General features: G+C 58.3%; 15 protein-coding genes. 8 read left to right on the top strand and 7 right to left on the bottom strand.

Going from position 1 to position 15,101, the window contains the following annotated elements:
- Window positions 1–65 precede the first annotated feature (65 nt).
- Complete coding sequence (locus ACM6IK_RS15440; RefSeq protein ID WP_414875010.1) at window positions 66–776, top strand: hypothetical protein; 711 nt, start codon at window positions 66–68, stop codon at window positions 774–776.
- Between the two features lie 149 nt (window positions 777–925).
- Here ACM6IK_RS15440 and ACM6IK_RS15435 read toward each other — a convergent pair whose 3' ends face one another.
- Window positions 926–2,143 carry an argininosuccinate synthase gene (locus ACM6IK_RS15435; protein ID WP_414875009.1) on the bottom strand — a complete coding sequence of 406 codons (1,218 nt, stop codon included), beginning with the start codon at window positions 2,141–2,143 and terminating at the stop codon, window positions 926–928.
- A gap of 129 nt (window positions 2,144–2,272) precedes the next feature.
- Window positions 2,273–3,178, bottom strand: coding sequence for a flagellar protein MotY (locus tag ACM6IK_RS15430; protein WP_414875008.1), 906 nt, complete (start codon window positions 3,176–3,178; stop codon window positions 2,273–2,275).
- 159 nt (window positions 3,179–3,337) lie between these two features.
- Between ACM6IK_RS15430 and pyrC the strand changes: the two genes are divergently transcribed.
- On the top strand, window positions 3,338–4,384 hold the full coding sequence (gene pyrC, locus ACM6IK_RS15425; protein ID WP_414875007.1) for a dihydroorotase: 1,047 nt from the start codon (window positions 3,338–3,340) through the stop codon (window positions 4,382–4,384).
- Complete coding sequence (gene rnt, locus ACM6IK_RS15420) at window positions 4,381–5,058, top strand: ribonuclease T (RefSeq protein ID WP_046043606.1); 678 nt, start codon at window positions 4,381–4,383, stop codon at window positions 5,056–5,058. Before pyrC ends, rnt begins: the two co-directional genes overlap by 4 nt.
- 197 nt (window positions 5,059–5,255) lie before the next feature.
- Here rnt and ACM6IK_RS15415 read toward each other — a convergent pair whose 3' ends face one another.
- Window positions 5,256–5,858: a peroxiredoxin gene (locus ACM6IK_RS15415; protein ID WP_414875006.1), complete on the bottom strand. Its 603-nt coding sequence runs from the start codon at window positions 5,856–5,858 to the stop codon at window positions 5,256–5,258.
- A gap of 312 nt (window positions 5,859–6,170) precedes the next feature.
- Between ACM6IK_RS15415 and ACM6IK_RS15410 the strand changes: the two genes are divergently transcribed.
- A complete protein-coding gene (locus tag ACM6IK_RS15410) occupies window positions 6,171–6,389 on the top strand; it encodes a bacterioferritin-associated ferredoxin (protein WP_414875005.1) in 219 nt (72 codons plus the stop codon).
- A 198-nt stretch (window positions 6,390–6,587) separates the two neighbouring features.
- Window positions 6,588–7,064 (top strand): bacterioferritin, encoded by a 477-nt coding sequence (gene bfr, locus ACM6IK_RS15405; protein WP_414875004.1) that lies wholly within the window; start codon window positions 6,588–6,590, stop codon window positions 7,062–7,064.
- A 187-nt stretch (window positions 7,065–7,251) separates the two neighbouring features.
- Here the strand turns inward: bfr and grxD are convergent, their stop codons facing one another.
- Both grxD and ACM6IK_RS15395 read right to left on the bottom strand, forming a co-directional pair.
- Window positions 7,252–7,593 carry a Grx4 family monothiol glutaredoxin gene (grxD, locus tag ACM6IK_RS15400; protein WP_064679482.1) on the bottom strand — a complete coding sequence of 114 codons (342 nt, stop codon included), beginning with the start codon at window positions 7,591–7,593 and terminating at the stop codon, window positions 7,252–7,254.
- A 97-nt stretch (window positions 7,594–7,690) separates the two neighbouring features.
- The gene (locus ACM6IK_RS15395) at window positions 7,691–9,799 is read right to left on the bottom strand and encodes a molybdopterin oxidoreductase family protein (RefSeq protein ID WP_414875003.1); all 2,109 of its coding nucleotides are present in this window, start codon (window positions 9,797–9,799) and stop codon (window positions 7,691–7,693) included.
- Between the two features lie 575 nt (window positions 9,800–10,374).
- On the opposite strand from ACM6IK_RS15395, the gene argF reads away from it, so the two are divergent.
- Window positions 10,375–11,295, top strand: coding sequence for an ornithine carbamoyltransferase (argF, locus tag ACM6IK_RS15390; protein ID WP_223548151.1), 921 nt, complete (start codon window positions 10,375–10,377; stop codon window positions 11,293–11,295).
- Window positions 11,292–12,401, top strand: coding sequence for an ABC transporter ATP-binding protein (locus ACM6IK_RS15385; RefSeq protein WP_414875002.1), 1,110 nt, complete (start codon window positions 11,292–11,294; stop codon window positions 12,399–12,401). The genes argF and ACM6IK_RS15385 overlap by 4 nt, the downstream gene beginning before the upstream one ends.
- A 114-nt stretch (window positions 12,402–12,515) precedes the next feature.
- On the opposite strand, the gene ACM6IK_RS15380 is transcribed toward ACM6IK_RS15385, so the two are convergent.
- Window positions 12,516–13,298, bottom strand: coding sequence for a PhzF family phenazine biosynthesis protein (locus tag ACM6IK_RS15380; RefSeq protein WP_414875001.1), 783 nt, complete (start codon window positions 13,296–13,298; stop codon window positions 12,516–12,518).
- A 106-nt stretch (window positions 13,299–13,404) separates the two neighbouring features.
- Complete coding sequence (gene ybaK / locus ACM6IK_RS15375; RefSeq protein WP_414875000.1) at window positions 13,405–13,875, bottom strand: Cys-tRNA(Pro) deacylase; 471 nt, start codon at window positions 13,873–13,875, stop codon at window positions 13,405–13,407.
- A gap of 347 nt (window positions 13,876–14,222) precedes the next feature.
- Between ybaK and ACM6IK_RS15370 the strand changes: the two genes are divergently transcribed.
- The gene (locus tag ACM6IK_RS15370; RefSeq protein ID WP_414875257.1) at window positions 14,223–15,074 is read left to right on the top strand and encodes an MIP/aquaporin family protein; all 852 of its coding nucleotides are present in this window, start codon (window positions 14,223–14,225) and stop codon (window positions 15,072–15,074) included.
- Window positions 15,075–15,101 lie beyond the last annotated feature (27 nt).

Below are 15,101 nucleotides of genomic sequence, written 5' to 3'. Positions count from 1 at the left end.
AAGAAAACACAACAACTATTACATCAAACCATTCCCATAAACCATTCGAGAAAAGACAATAGAGCATGAATATAGAACATGATAAAAAACGAATTAACAACCCGATGACAATTATCGCGATATTCGCAGCGCTCTCTGAGACTTCGGCAGCCGTTTCTCTACCCTTCCTTGACCAAGAGGAAAGAGAACTCTATGTCTGGTTTCTGATCAGTTTTCCGTTTTATTTACTTTTGCTTTTTTTCGCGACACTCAACTTCAACTACAGATCACTGTATGCGCCTTCCGACTTTGAAAAGGGCAAACACTTCATGAGAGTCATGGATGATGCCGGGCGGCCGGAAAAAAAGGCGGCCGGGAAGTCCTCTGGGAGTTCTGCTGTGGAAACGTCAACGGATGACCGGCAGTCAGCTCGGACGCCCTGCGGCGCACAGGGCCCGCCAACGGAGATTGGCCTGCACTCCACCGTATTTGTTCAGCATCAACTTCAGTTACCGGAGTTTATAAAAGACCTGTACATCGTGGATGCACGCTGGATGAGCAAAGAGGTCGAGTTTGGAGCGCTGCTGGAAAAAATCCAGAGGCCGCGGGAAAAGACGGCGTACGTGATTCTGTTTGTCACGTGTGCCGTTTCGGAGGCTTTACTGAAAGCCAGTGCGCTTAAATATTCAAAGCAGGCCAGGAAGCGCAGTGCCGCCTTTTATGTGGCCTACAATCTGGACTCGCACAGGTTGTCGGTCATTGATCAAGCCGGACAACCAGCAGACAACAACACGTAGAACAGGACAGACCACTGGAAGGAGAAAAACAGGAAATCGTCAGCGCAAACGCAAACACACGACAACGTAGTAACTGGCGTCACACCCCGTTTTCAGGTGCCTGACCTCGTCCTGGACGAGATCAGGCATCCATCACGATCTCAAAGGTCTCAGAACAGCTTCCGGCCTTTGTTCGCTGCAATGCGCATGCGCAAGGCGTTGAGCTTGATGAAGCCCGCTGCATCCGCCTGGTTGTACGCGCCACCATCTTCTTCGAAGGTCGCGATGTTGGCGTCGAACAACGATTCGTCAGACTTGCGACCCGTAACGATCACATTGCCCTTGTACAGCTTCAGGCGCACAACACCGTTCACGTGGGCCTGGGACGCATCGATCATTTGTTGCAGCATCAGACGCTCAGGGCTCCACCAGTAACCGGTGTAGATCAGGCTGGCATATTTCGGCATCAGCTCGTCCTTGAGGTGAGCTACTTCGCGGTCCAGGGTGATCGATTCGATCGCACGGTGAGCGCGCAGCATGATGGTGCCGCCAGGGGTTTCGTAGCAGCCACGGGACTTCATGCCCACATAACGGTTCTCGACGATGTCGAGACGACCGATGCCGTGTTCACCACCGATACGGTTCAAGGTCGCCAGCACGGTGGCCGGAGTCATTTCGACGCCGTCCAGCGCGACGATGTCGCCGTTGCGGTAGGTCAGTTCCAGGTATTGCGGTTTGTCTGGAGCGTTCTCCGGGGAGACGGTCCATTTCCACATGTCTTCTTCGTGCTCGGTCCAGGTGTCTTCCAGCACGCCGCCTTCATAGGAGATGTGCAGCAGGTTGGCATCCATCGAGTACGGGGATTTCTTCTTGCCGTGACGCTCGATCGGAATCGCGTGCTTCGCGGCGTAATCCATCAGCTTTTCACGGGACAGCAGGTCCCATTCGCGCCACGGAGCGATCACTTTCACACCAGGCTTCAAGGCGTAGGCGCCGAGTTCGAAACGAACCTGGTCGTTACCCTTGCCGGTGGCGCCATGGGAAATGGCGTCAGCGCCGGTTTCGTTGGCGATTTCGATCAGGCGCTTGGCGATCAGCGGACGAGCGATGGAAGTACCCAGCAGGTACTCGCCTTCGTAAACGGTGTTGGCGCGGAACATCGGGAAAACGAAATCGCGCACGAACTCTTCGCGCAAGTCGTCGATGTAGATCTCTTTGACGCCCATGGCCTGAGCCTTGGCGCGTGCAGGTTCGACCTCTTCGCCCTGACCCAGGTCAGCGGTGAAGGTCACCACTTCACAGTTATAAGTATCCTGCAGCCACTTGAGGATCACCGAAGTGTCCAGGCCGCCGGAATACGCCAGAACGACCTTGTTTACGTCCGCCATGCCATCACTCCACGGGATTCTACGGAAAGCCGGGAAGTCTACCGCTCATGCAGAATAATTTACAGTGGCGCGACAGCTTATGACGACGAAGCGACAGATTATGTCGAGAGGGCGACGATGACCAAAAAGTCAGGAAGTGGCCGAAACGGCCGCTTTCGTCGCTTGCGGGGCGACTTGTTCCGCGGGTGCTCCGCGCTCCAGGCGCACCGCTACCCGACGGTTCTTCGCGCGGTTGGCATTGCTGGTATTAGGCGCCAGCGGATAACGCTCGCCATGGAAACGCACGGTAATTTGCGACTCCTGGATGCCGTTGGCCCTGAAGAACTCCATCACTGCCAGGGTCCGGCGCCGCGACAGGTCACGGTTGGTCAGGCGGTTGCCGCTGTTGTCGGAGTGACCGTCGAGCTCGATGTGATTGACTGTCGGATCGGCCTTCATGTACTCCAGCATCACCTGCAGCTTGGCCTTCGCGGCGCTGTCGAGTTCGATTCCGCCGCCGGGGAAGCCGATGTCGGATTGCTTCACCTGCTCGAAGTTCTGCGGCAACAATTTGGCCACGCAGCTTTGATAATCGGCAAACGCCTTGGTGAACCTGACCGGCAGCAAGCGCACTTCCGACACCCGGCCATCCCCCGAAGAATGGCGAACCACCGGGCTGCGACCGTCCATCAGTCCGCTGATCAGGCGCCCGGCCTGAACCTGCGAACTGCTGAACAACACGTTACCGCTACCGATTCTCACCGTACCCAGGTTGATATCATCACGCCCCGGTTGCCACGGTGCCGCAGCGGCCAGCAAGGTCGCTGAACCGCCGCCGATCATCGGATTGTAGGTTTTCAGACGAAAAGTCGCCTGCTCGCCGGCACGACGCACGAACTCGCCCGAACCGAAGTCGGTAACCGGCTGAGTCAGGCGGCACTCGAACTTGTCACCTTCGACCGTCCACTCAATGCTCTCCAGACGAGTCTGGAAAGTGAGCGCCATCGCGGGAAGGCTGGCAAACACACTGAGCAAGGCTAAATAACGCTGGCGCACAGGAGGCTCCACTGGCTTCTACAACAAAAAGACCGACACACACATGTTTACGGCATACCTGTTGGATATCGGAAGCTTCCAGCAAAACTTGATAGCGAGTGCCTGCAAGTGTCTTTTCCGGTAGCATTCCCCTCAGTTTGACCCGCCTGGAATCCCCTCATGTCCGACCGCCTGACCCTGCTGCGTCCCGACGACTGGCACATTCATCTTCGCGATGGTGCCGTGTTGACCCATACCGTCGCGGATGTCGCGCGCACCTTTGGCCGCGCCATCATCATGCCCAACCTGGTTCCACCGGTGCGCAACGCGGCCGAAGCCGACGGCTATCGCCAGCGGATTCTCGCTGCCCGCCCGGCCGGCAGCCCGTTCGAGCCGCTGATGGTCCTGTACCTGACCGACCGCACCCAACCTGAAGAAATTCGCGAGGCCAAGGCCAGTGGATTCGTGCACGCCGCCAAGCTGTACCCGGCCGGCGCGACCACCAACTCGGACTCTGGCGTCACCAGCATCGACAAGATCTTCCCTGCACTCGAGGCCATGGCCGAAGTCGGGATGCCCTTGTTGGTTCATGGCGAAGTCACCCGTGGCGATGTCGACGTGTTCGACCGCGAAAAAATCTTCATCGATGAGCACATGCGTCGTGTGGTCGAGCGTTTCCCGACCCTCAAAGTGGTCTTCGAACACATCACCACTTCGGACGCCGTGCAGTTCGTCAACTCGGCTTCGGCCAACGTGGGCGCGACCATCACCGCGCATCACCTGCTGTACAACCGCAATCACATGCTGGTGGGCGGGATCCGGCCGCACTTCTATTGCTTGCCGATCCTCAAGCGCAATACCCACCAGGAAGCCCTGCTCGACGCCGCCACCAGCGGCAGCGAGAAATTCTTCCTCGGCACCGACTCGGCGCCCCACGCCCAGCACGCCAAGGAAGCGGCCTGCGGCTGCGCCGGTTGCTACACCGCCTATGCGGCCATCGAGATGTACGCCGAAGCCTTCGAACAGCGCAATGCGCTGGACAAGCTCGAGGCCTTCGCCAGCCTCTACGGCCCTCGGTTCTATGGTCTGCCGGCCAACACCGATCACATCACCCTGGTCCGCGAAGAATGGACCGCCCCGACCAGCCTGCCATTTGGCGAGCTGACCGTTATCCCGCTGCGCGCCGGTGAAAAACTGCGCTGGCGCCTGCTGGAGGAACACGCGTGAGTGAAGACCATTTCGACGACGAACTGGAAGGCAACGGCGGCGGAGGTGGCCCTCGTCATCCAATGGCGGCCAGGTTCCGTGGTTACCTGCCGGTTGTCGTCGACGTAGAAACCGGTGGCTTCAATTCGGCCACCGATGCCCTTCTGGAGATCGCCGCGACCACCATCGCCATGGATGAAAAGGGTTTTGTCTACCCGGATCACACCTACTTCTTCCGTGTCGAGCCGTTCGAAGGCGCGAACATCGAAGCGGCGGCCCTGGAGTTCACTGGGATCAAACTCGATCACCCGCTGCGCATGGCGGTGAGTGAAGAGTCGGCCCTGAACGATATTTTCCGTGGTGTGCGCAAGGCGCTGAAGGCCAACGGCTGCAAACGGGCGATTTTGGTTGGGCACAACAGCAGCTTCGACCTGGGCTTCCTGAACGCCGCAGTTGCGCGCCTGGACATGAAGCGCAATCCGTTCCACCCGTTCTCCAGTTTCGATACCGCGACGCTCGCGGGCCTGGCCTACGGTCAAACCGTGCTGGCCAAGGCTTGTCAGGCAGCGGACATCGATTTCGATGGCCGCGAGGCTCACTCGGCCCGTTACGACACCGAGAAGACCGCTGAGCTGTTCTGCGGCATCGTCAATCGCTGGAAACAGATGGGTGGCTGGGAAGATTTCGACGATTGATGTCGTCGGCTCTTTGTGGGAGCGAGCCTGCTCGCGATGGACTAGAGAACACTGCGGGGTGTCAGGCTCCCAGCGTCATCGTTGACGACCATCGCGAGCAGGCTCGCTCCTACAGTGAGCAAAAATCCCGCCCATAAAAAAACCGGCCTCGAAGGCCGGTTTTTTTGTACCTGCTTTTTATAGCTGGAGCGTGCGCCTTACAGAGCGGCAGCGTGCTCGGTCAGGTAAGCCGCAACGCCCTCTGGCGAAGCGTTCATGCCTTTGTCGCCTTTTTTCCAGTTGGCAGGGCAGACTTCGCCGTGCGCTTCGTGGAATTGCAAAGCGTCGACCAGACGGATCAGCTCTTCCATGTTACGGCCCAGCGGCAGGTCGTTGATGATCTGCGAGCGGACAACGCCTTTGTCGTCGATCAGGAACGCGCCACGGAAAGCCACGCCGTCAGCGGACTGAACGTCGTAGGCCTTCATGATGTCCTGCTTGATGTCGGCAGCCATGGTGTAGCGAACCTGGCCGATACCGCCATTGTTCACTGGAGTGTTGCGCCAGGCGTTGTGGGTGAAGTGCGAATCGATCGACACAGCGACCACTTCAACGTTACGCGCCTTGAACTCGGACATGCGGTTGTCCAGAGCGATCAGCTCGGACGGGCATACGAAGGTGAAGTCCAGTGGGTAGAAGAACACCAGGCCGTATTTGCCTTTGATCGCCGAAGACAGGGTGAAGCTGTCAACGATCTCGCCATTGCCGAGTACGGCCGGTACGGTGAAGTCAGGGGCTTGTTTGCCTACGAGTACGCTCATTGGATATCTCCTGGTGTAATAGCGTGAGAAACAGGGTTCGAATCAGCCTGCCACCCTGAGGCGACAGCCCTGTGACACGATCCCCGGTCGCAAAAGACCGTCCATCATACACCGCGTGTTTGAGCTGGCTTAGCTGTTTTTTCCCGGTACGATGAAATCCTCATCGGTTTTATATCACCGGTTGGCCAGGCAGACCGTTCGTCAGCCATCCCCCACTCATGACGAAAAGTGCGCCGAAAGCACTTTGACAATCATTCTCGTTAACATTAAGATCCATCGCAATTGAGTCACAATCAGCGACGGTCCTTCCTTATGTACGTTTGCCTCTGCACTGGCGTCACCGACGGTCAAATCCGCGATGCGATCTATGAAGGATGCTGCAGCTACAAGGAAGTCCGGGTGGCCACCGGCGTTGCCAGTCAATGCGGCAAATGTGCCTGCCTCGCCAAGGAAGTGGTCCGCGAGACCCTGACCAAACTGCAAACGGCCCAGGCTGCAATTCCTTTTCCAGCGGAATTTACCTCGGCTTAACTATCGAATTTCAAAGAACCGGACATATGTCCGGTTTTTTTATGCCTGAAAATCAACTGGTTATGCTCTAGACGCGGAACACAAACATTCTTATTCCGATTAATTTTCATTTAAGTTTCAATAACTTAGGTTTGACACCCTTAAATACGCGGCTCAAACTCTGCCCTATTGACAGCTAATAAAGGGCAGGACCCCATCATGAAAGGCGACGTTACAGTCATCCAGCATCTCAACAAGATCCTCGCCAATGAGCTGGTCGCGATCAATCAATACTTCCTGCATGCGCGCATGTATGAAGATTGGGGCCTGAACAAGCTCGGCAAGCACGAGTACCACGAATCCATCGACGAGATGAAGCACGCGGACAAGCTGATCAAGCGAATCCTGTTCCTTGAAGGCCTGCCGAACGTCCAGGACCTGGGCAAGCTGCACATCGGTGAGCACACCAAGGAAATGCTGGAGTGCGACCTGCGTATCGAACGCATCGGTCACGCGGATCTCAAAGTGGCTATCGCTCATTGCGAAACAGTCGGCGACTTCGGTAGCCGTGAGCTGCTTGAAGATATCCTCGAGTCCGAAGAAGAACATATCGACTGGCTGGAAACCCAGTTGGGCCTGATCGATAAAATCGGACTCGAAAACTATCTGCAATCGCAGATGGGTGAAGACGAATAAGTTCTACGTCGTTAATCGCGATGCATTAAAAAAGCCCCGCTCTCTGTAATAGAGGCGGGGCTTTTTATTGCCTGCTGTTGTAGGAGCGAGCTTGCTCGCGATGGTCGTTAACGATAACGCTGGGAGCCTGACACCCCGCGGCGTTCTTTAGTCCATCGCGAGCGAGCTCGCTCCTACAGGGACCGAATCAGGCTTCGGACTTGTTGGCAGCAGCGGCTTCGACAGCAGCCTTGATGGTGGCTTGCAGCGAACCGTCAGCCGCCATTTCAGTCATGATGTCGCTGCCGCCGACCAGCTCACCACCGACCCACAGTTGCGGGAAGGTTGGCCAGTTGGCGTATTTTGGCAGGTTGGCGCGGATTTCCGGGTTCTGCAGGATGTCCACGTACGCAAACTTTTCGCCACACGCCATCACGGCCTGCGCGGCTTTTGCGGAGAAGCCGCACTGCGGGGCATTCGGCGAGCCTTTCATGTAAAGCAGAATGGTGTTGTTGGCAATCTGCTCTTTAATCGTTTCGATGATATCCATGGAGCACCTCGGCTGAACTTTCCGACTCATGGGTCGGCACGGTGGCGCATTGTAACGGAAAGCCGAGCGCCCTGCTCGGTCTCTCCGTCAGTATGATTCAAGCCGCCGCCACAGTCACTGGCACGCCATTGAGCGCGGCATTTCCCGACAGTTCGTCAATCTGGCGTTCGTCGGTCAGGTCGTTGGCGCTTGAACCCGGCTGACTGCTGGCAATCGACATTTGCACGCCTGGCCGCGCGTGACCCCAGCCGTGAGGCAGGCTGACCACGCCCTTCATCATGTCCAGACTGCCAAGCACTTCGACTTCGATCTCCCCCACCCGCGAGCTGACCCGCACACGCTGTCCGTCGCTGAGACCGCGACTGGCCAGGTCGTCCGGATGCATCAGTAACTGATGACGCGGCTTGCCCTTCACCAAGCGATGATAATTATGCATCCATGAGTTGTTGCTGCGCACATGCCGGCGGCCAATCATCAACAACTCGTCGGCGGCCGGTGCCTTCAAGGCTGCAAAGCGCGCCAGGTCAGCGAGAATCGCGGCCGGTGCGGCCTGGATGCGTTGATTGGCAGTCTTCAGGCGTGGTGTCAGGTTAGGCTTGAGCGCGCCAAGATCGACACCATGGGGATGATCGAACAAGGTCGCCAGCGACAGCTTGTGCTCTGAATTGTCGCCGTACATCCCCATGCGCAGGCCGCGATCGATCATGTGTGCGGGGGCGATGGTGGGCTTCAACTCTTTGCCGGTCCTGGCGGCAAATGCCTTGGCCAACCCGACGAAGATCTCCCAGTCGTGCAATGCACCTTCGGGCTTGGCGAGGATGGCGCGATTGAAACGACTGACGTTGCGCACCGCAAACAAGTTGAATGTGGTGTCGTAATGGTCGTTTTCCAGCGCCGATGTGGACGGCAGGATCAAGTCGGCGTAACGCGTGGTTTCATTGATGTACAGGTCGATACTGACCATGAATTCCAGCCCGTCCAGCGCCTGCTCGAGCTTTCGGCCATTAGGCGTGGACAGCACCGGATTGCCCGCCACCGTGATCAGCGCCCGCGCCTGCCCTTCCCCCTCGGTGAGCATCTCCTCGGCCAGCGCCGACACTGGCAGTTCTCCGGCGTATTCCGGGCGCCCGGAAACCCGGCTCTGCCACAGATTGAAATGCCCGCCTGAGGTCGACGCCACCAGGTCCACTGCTGGCTCAGTGCACAAGGCACCACCTACGCGATCGAGATTGCCGGTGACCAGATTGATCAACTGCACCACCCAGTGGCACAGCGTACCGAAGACCTGGGTCGAAACGCCCATGCGGCCATAGCAGACTGCACTCGGTGCCGCGGCGAAGTCCCGCGCCAATTGGCGGATCTGTTCGGCCGGTACGGCGCACAACGGGCTCATGGCTTCGGCGGTGAACCGCACGACGGCCTCCCGCACGTCCTCCAGGCCGTCCACCGGCAGATGGCTGTCGCGGGTCAGACCTTCAGCGAATAAGGTGTTGAGCAGGCCGAACAACAATGCCGCATCACCGCCCGGGCGCACGAACAGATGCTGATCGGCCATCGCCGCCGTTTCACTGCGACGAGGGTCGACCACCACCACTTTGCCACCCCGGGCCTGTATCGCCTTCAAGCGTTTTTCCACATCCGGCACGGTCATGATGCTGCCGTTCGAAGCCAGTGGGTTGCCGCCCAGGATCAGCATGAAATCGGTGTGATCGATGTCCGGAATCGGCAGCAACAACCCGTGGCCGTACATCAAATGACTGGTCAGGTGATGGGGTAATTGATCGACCGAGGTGGCGGAAAACCGGTTACGGGTTTTCAGCAGGCCGAGGAAGTAGTTGCTGTGGGTCATCAGCCCGTAATTGTGCACGCTCGGGTTGCCCTGATAGACCGCCACGGCGTTTTGCCCGTGACGCTCCTGAATGGCGGCGAGGCGTTCGGCGACCAGATTGAATGCCGCTTCCCACTCGATGGGCTGCCACTCATTGCCCACCCGCTGCATCGGCCGATGCAGGCGATCCGGATCGTTCTGGATGTCTTGCAGCGCCACGGCTTTGGGGCAGATATGCCCACGGCTGAACGTGTCCTGGGGGTCGCCCTTGATCGATGTGATCTGGACGTTACCGCCTTCGGGCTCGGTGGTTTCGATGGTCAGGCCACAAATGGCTTCGCACAAATGGCACGCACGGTGATGGAGAGTCTTGGTCATGGCCAGTCTCTGTTTTGTCAGGGGCGGGCAACGATGGCCGCGGAAACAAAACTATGGCGCCAGACCCGCCGCCACGCCAGCGACGTGCGTCTTGTGAATCGGTGGATATCAGGCCAGCCGATGGCCACCGCAGTTCAGGTCGAAGGCAGCCTGGGCGGCGCCTGCAACTGGAGTTCCCGAAAGGTTTCAATCGGCCCGCGAGGGACATGCACGCCACCCACCTCGCCGATCAGGCTCCCGTGTTCGTCGAGCCCGGTGCTGATCAATGACAAGTCAGAAACCGACTGTCAGCGCACCATTGCCGCCCAGCCTGATTGCCAAGCCCCGAGGGGCCGGTGTACAAATGAGGCGCTGCTATCAGGAAACAGGCTTCAAAAGCGCTACCTCGGTGAACCCGTAGCACCTCTGAAACTCCCTAAAAACTGTAGCCCTATTGGTAAGACGCGACATTTAATTATAAGATCGCGCCTTCCCCTATTTCGTCGCCCCGTGCGGCTTACGCCGCAGGTCTCGCCCGTTGTTCCGTCAAACAAGGCTTTGAGCATCTGCGGTTTGTAGCAAAAAGGTAGTCAATGATGAGCGCAAGGCACTTTCTCTCCCTGATGGATTGCACGCCCGAAGAGCTGGTCAGCGTGATCCGTCGAGGCGTTGAGCTCAAGGACCTGCGTAACCGCGGCGTACTGTTCGAGCCTTTGAAAAACCGCGTCCTGGGGATGATTTTCGAGAAATCCTCGACCCGCACCCGGATCTCCTTCGAGGCGGGCATGATCCAGCTCGGCGGCCAGGCGATCTTCCTGTCGCCACGTGACACCCAATTGGGCCGTGGCGAGCCGATCGGCGACTGCGCCATCGTCATGTCGAGCATGCTCGACGCAGTGATGATCCGTACCTTTGCCCACAGCAACCTGACCGAATTCGCCGCCAACTCCCGCGTGCCGGTGATCAACGGCCTGTCCGATGACCTGCATCCGTGCCAGTTGCTGGCGGACATGCAGACCTTCCTCGAACACCGCGGCTCCATCCAGGGCAAGACCGTGGCCTGGATCGGCGACGGCAACAACATGTGCAACAGTTATATAGAAGCGGCGATCCAGTTCGACTTCCAGTTGCGCGTGGCCTGCCCGGAAGGCTACGAGCCCAATCCTGAATTCGTGGCCAAGGCCGGCGACCGGGTCACCATCGTTCGCGACCCGAAAGAAGCCGTTCGCGGTGCACACCTGGTGAGCACCGACGTCTGGACCTCCATGGGTCAGGAAGAAGAAACCGCCAAGCGTCTGCAGCTGTTCGCACCGTACCAGGTCAACCGCGCCCTGCTTGACCTGGCCGCTGAAGACGTACTGTTCATGCATTGCCTGCCAGCGCACCGCGGCGAAGAAATCAGCGTCGACCTGCTCGACGACAAACGTTCGGTGGCCTGGGATCAAGCCGAAAACCGCCTGCACGCGCAGAAGGCCTTGCTCGAGTTTCTCGTCGAGCCGGCGTATCACCACGCATGAGCCATCCATTACTGCTTAACCTGCGTAACCTCGCCTGCGGCTATCAGGACCAGCGTGTGGTACAGAACCTGAACCTGCATCTGAACGCTGGTGACATCGGTTGCCTGCTCGGCTCTTCGGGCTGCGGCAAGACCACCACACTACGGGCGATTGCCGGTTTTGAACCGGTACATGAAGGCGAAATCCAGCTGGCAGGCGAAACCATTTCCAGTGCCGGCTTCACCCTCGCGCCGGAGAAACGTCGCATTGGCATGGTGTTCCAGGACTACGCGCTGTTTCCGCATTTGACCGTGGCCGACAACATCGCTTTTGGCATTCGCAAGCATCCGCAAAAGGATCGTGTGACCGAAGAACTGCTGGAACTGGTCAACCTGAAGAACCTCGGCAAGCGCTTCCCCCACGAACTTTCAGGTGGCCAGCAGCAACGTGTCGCCCTGGCCCGCGCACTGGCGCCCGATCCGCAATTGCTGCTGCTCGACGAGCCGTTCTCCAACCTCGATGGTGAATTGCGCCGCAAGCTCAGCCACGAAGTACGCGGCATCCTCAAGGCCCGAGGCACCAGCGCGATTCTGGTGACTCACGACCAGGAAGAAGCCTTCGCAGTCAGTGACCACGTTGGCGTGTTCAAGGAAGGTCGCCTGGAACAATGGGATACGCCCTACAACCTGTATCACGAACCGCTGACCCCCTTCGTGGCGAGTTTCATCGGCCAGGGTTATTTCATTCGCGGTCAGTTGAGCAGCCCGGAGTCGGTGCAAACCGAGCTCGGCGAATTGCGCGGCAACCGGGCCTACACCTGGCCGGTAGGCGGTGCCGTGGACGTGTTGCTGCGCCCGGACGATATCGTCTACGCGCCGGACAGCGCACTGAAGGCGCGAATTGCCGGCAAGACGTTCCTGGGTGCCTCGACCCTGTATCGCTTGCAGCTGCCGACAGGCGCACAGCTGGAATCAATCTTCCCGAGCCATGTCGATCGCCAGGTTGGGGCGGATGTGGGTATTCGTGTCGCGGCTGAACACCTGGTGCTATTCCAGGCGTCCGGCAGCACGGCGGCGCAGATTCCTGCTCTCGAATCAGGTGTCCGGCGGTACAGCACCGCTAGCTAAACAACACAATCCCTGTGGGAGCGAGCTCGCTCGCGATGACGGTTTCAAATTCAACAGCGATGTTGACTGATCCACCGCTATCGCGAGCAAGCTCGCTCCCACATTGGACTGGCATTAGCCCAGCATCAGCGTTCCGCTTGCCACGAGCGTCGCATTACCGCCGATATTCACTCGATCGCCTTCCAGTCGACAGAACAGTTCCCCGCCCCGCGCCGAACGCTGAAAAGCCGTCAGGCTCGACTTGCCCAAACGCTTTGACCAGTACGGAATCAAAAGGCAATGGGTCGATCCGGTCACCGGGTCTTCATTGATGCCGATTGCCGGGGCGAAGTAGCGGGAAACGAAATCGTACTGGCTGCCACGCGCCGTCACGATGGCGCCCAACCATGGCAGTTTCGCCAGGGCCACCATGTCCGGCTTGCAGTCGAGCACGGCTTGCTCCGACTCCAGCACCACGAACAGCTCATTCGAGCCCAGTACCTCGACAGGCTTCACGCCCAGTGCACGCTCGATGTCCGGGATCAGGTTCACTGGCGACGCAGTGATCGCCGGGAAATCCAGCCACAGGCGCCCACCCTCTCGGGTCACGCTCAACGGGCCGGATTTGCAGGTAAAGTCCAGTCGCTCGACCGGTTCTTTATAGATCTCAAACAGCACATAGGCACTGGCCAACGTCGCGTGACCGCACAATGGCACCTCGGTGGTCGGCGTAAACCAGCGGATGTGCCAGCCCTGCCCTTCGCGCACGACAAATGCTGTTTCGGCGAGGTTGTGCTCGGCGGCAATCTTCTGCATCAATTCATCGGCGAGCCAGGTATCGAGCCGATAGACCATCGCCGGGTTACCACTGAATGGCTGATTGCTGAACGCGTCGACCTGATGAAACTCAAGCTGCATAACCTTCTCCCTTGGTTTGTCCGCTGAGCATGCAGCGCCGGCCGAACCAACGCCAGTGACAGAGCGGGCTGATTTTCACCATACAGCGCTGCACTTGCTTCAATGCTCACGCCCGACCGATATCGGCAAACTTCGCCTGGGTGTGCTCGGCCAGCACGGCCGGTGCCAGCTCAACTTCCAGCCCGCGTCGACCCGCACTGACAAAAATGCTGGCGAAGGGCTGGGCCGAATTATCAATGAAGGTACGCAAACGCTTTTTCTGCCCCAAAGGACTGATCCCGCCCAACAGATAACCCGTAGAGCGCTGCGCTGCCGCCGGGTCGGCCATTTCGACCTTTTTCACTCCCGCGGCGTGGGCCAGCCCTTTCAAGTCCAGGCTGCCGACAACCGGCACCACGGCCACCAGCAACTCGCCTTTTTCGCTGGCCGCCAGCAGGGTCTTGAACACCTGCGCAGGATCGAGCCCGAGTTTTTCCGCCGCTTCCAGCCCGTAGGAGGCGGCCTTCGGGTCATGTTCGTAGTTGTGTACGCGATGTTCGGCCCGAACCTTTTTCAACAAATCCAATGCGGGGGTCATGACAGCTCCAGACTGGGCGGCAGAAGAAAAATACTGCGCCCGATTCTAGGACATTGATCGTTAAAAGGCTCTACGGCGGCGCATCCATGACGCCATTGCCTGGCCACCCCATCCCCCAGTGACTCATTCATTCATGCAACGAATGTTTTTTTTGTGACCAATGGTTCACTTTCGACCTTTGACAGTTGCGTTTCTTGTCTATATTTTTTCGTTTCTGAAACTACACGAAACATCCTATCGCTGCACCCAGCAGTAAACCGCGACCAGGATGGGGATCCTGCCTCGGCGAAAAACGCGTTCCGACCATGATGGAAAAGAGCGCCAGACAACAAAAAAATGAGGTTTCAATGACAATTGCTTTACAACAACCGTCGCTCTCGAGCCAATGCATGGCCGAGTTTCTGGGTACGGCGCTGCTGATTTTTTTTGGTACAGGTTGTGTTGCCGCGCTCAAAGTCGCGGGTGCCAGTTTTGGCTTGTGGGAAATCAGCATTATCTGGGGCGTCGGTGTCAGCATGGCGATCTACCTCACCGCCGGAGTTTCCGGAGCTCATCTGAACCCTGCCGTCAGCATTGCCCTGAGCATTTTCGCGGACTTCGAAAAACGTAAATTGCCTTTCTACGTACTCGCCCAGGTGGCGGGTGCCTTCTGTGGCGCGTTGTTGGTTTACACGCTTTACAGCAATCTATTCTTCGAATTCGAACAAACGCAGCACATGGTTCGCGGCACTCAAGCCAGCCTCGAATTGGCCTCTGTGTTCTCTACCTTCCCGAATCCTGCGCTGACCACCGCCCAGGCATTTCTGGTCGAGGTAATCATCACGGCCATCCTGATGGGCGTGATCATGTCCCTGACCGATGACAACAATGGCCTGCCAAAAGGCCCGCTGGCACCACTGCTGATCGGCCTGCTGATTGCGGTGATCGGCAGCTCGATGGGACCGCTGACCGGTTTTGCCATGAACCCTGCGCGGGACTTCGGCCCTAAACTGATGACTTTCTTCGCTGGCTGGGGTGAAATTTCCTTCACCGGCGGACGCGATATTCCGTATTTCCTGATTCCTGTTTTTGCACCGATTGTCGGTGCCTGCCTCGGCGCCGCCGCCTATCGCGGGCTGATTGCCCGCCATCTGCACGGCGCTGTACCTGCTACAAAGGATGCAACAGGTGCCATTGACGGCAAACCCAGAACTTCTTGATACCGTTGGCGCGTGCCCCTGCCCTTT

This window comes from Pseudomonas sp. IT-196MI5 (assembly GCF_949767415.1).
GTDB lineage: Bacteria > Pseudomonadota > Gammaproteobacteria > Pseudomonadales > Pseudomonadaceae > Aquipseudomonas.
Note: the sequence above shows the minus strand (reverse complement) of the source record. Positions and strands in the feature narration are given on the sequence as shown.

Excerpts from the sequence above, each read along its gene's own strand:
- ACM6IK_RS15440 (WP_414875010.1), top strand. The coding sequence starts at position 66 with ATGAATATAGAACATGATAAAAAACGAATTAACAACCCGATGACAATT.
- ACM6IK_RS15435 (WP_414875009.1), bottom strand. The coding sequence starts at position 2,143 with ATGGCGGACGTAAACAAGGTCGTTCTGGCGTATTCCGGCGGCCTGGAC.
- pyrC (WP_414875007.1), top strand. The coding sequence starts at position 3,338 with ATGTCCGACCGCCTGACCCTGCTGCGTCCCGACGACTGGCACATTCAT.
- ACM6IK_RS15415 (WP_414875006.1), bottom strand. The coding sequence starts at position 5,858 with ATGAGCGTACTCGTAGGCAAACAAGCCCCTGACTTCACCGTACCGGCC.
- ACM6IK_RS15410 (WP_414875005.1), top strand. The coding sequence starts at position 6,171 with ATGTACGTTTGCCTCTGCACTGGCGTCACCGACGGTCAAATCCGCGAT.
- bfr (WP_414875004.1), top strand. The coding sequence starts at position 6,588 with ATGAAAGGCGACGTTACAGTCATCCAGCATCTCAACAAGATCCTCGCC.
- grxD (WP_064679482.1), bottom strand. The coding sequence starts at position 7,593 with ATGGATATCATCGAAACGATTAAAGAGCAGATTGCCAACAACACCATT.
- ACM6IK_RS15395 (WP_414875003.1), bottom strand. The coding sequence starts at position 9,799 with ATGACCAAGACTCTCCATCACCGTGCGTGCCATTTGTGCGAAGCCATT.
- argF (WP_223548151.1), top strand. The coding sequence starts at position 10,375 with ATGAGCGCAAGGCACTTTCTCTCCCTGATGGATTGCACGCCCGAAGAG.
- ACM6IK_RS15385 (WP_414875002.1), top strand. The coding sequence starts at position 11,292 with ATGAGCCATCCATTACTGCTTAACCTGCGTAACCTCGCCTGCGGCTAT.
- ACM6IK_RS15380 (WP_414875001.1), bottom strand. The coding sequence starts at position 13,298 with ATGCAGCTTGAGTTTCATCAGGTCGACGCGTTCAGCAATCAGCCATTC.
- ybaK (WP_414875000.1), bottom strand. The coding sequence starts at position 13,875 with ATGACCCCCGCATTGGATTTGTTGAAAAAGGTTCGGGCCGAACATCGC.
- ACM6IK_RS15370 (WP_414875257.1), top strand. The coding sequence starts at position 14,223 with ATGACAATTGCTTTACAACAACCGTCGCTCTCGAGCCAATGCATGGCC.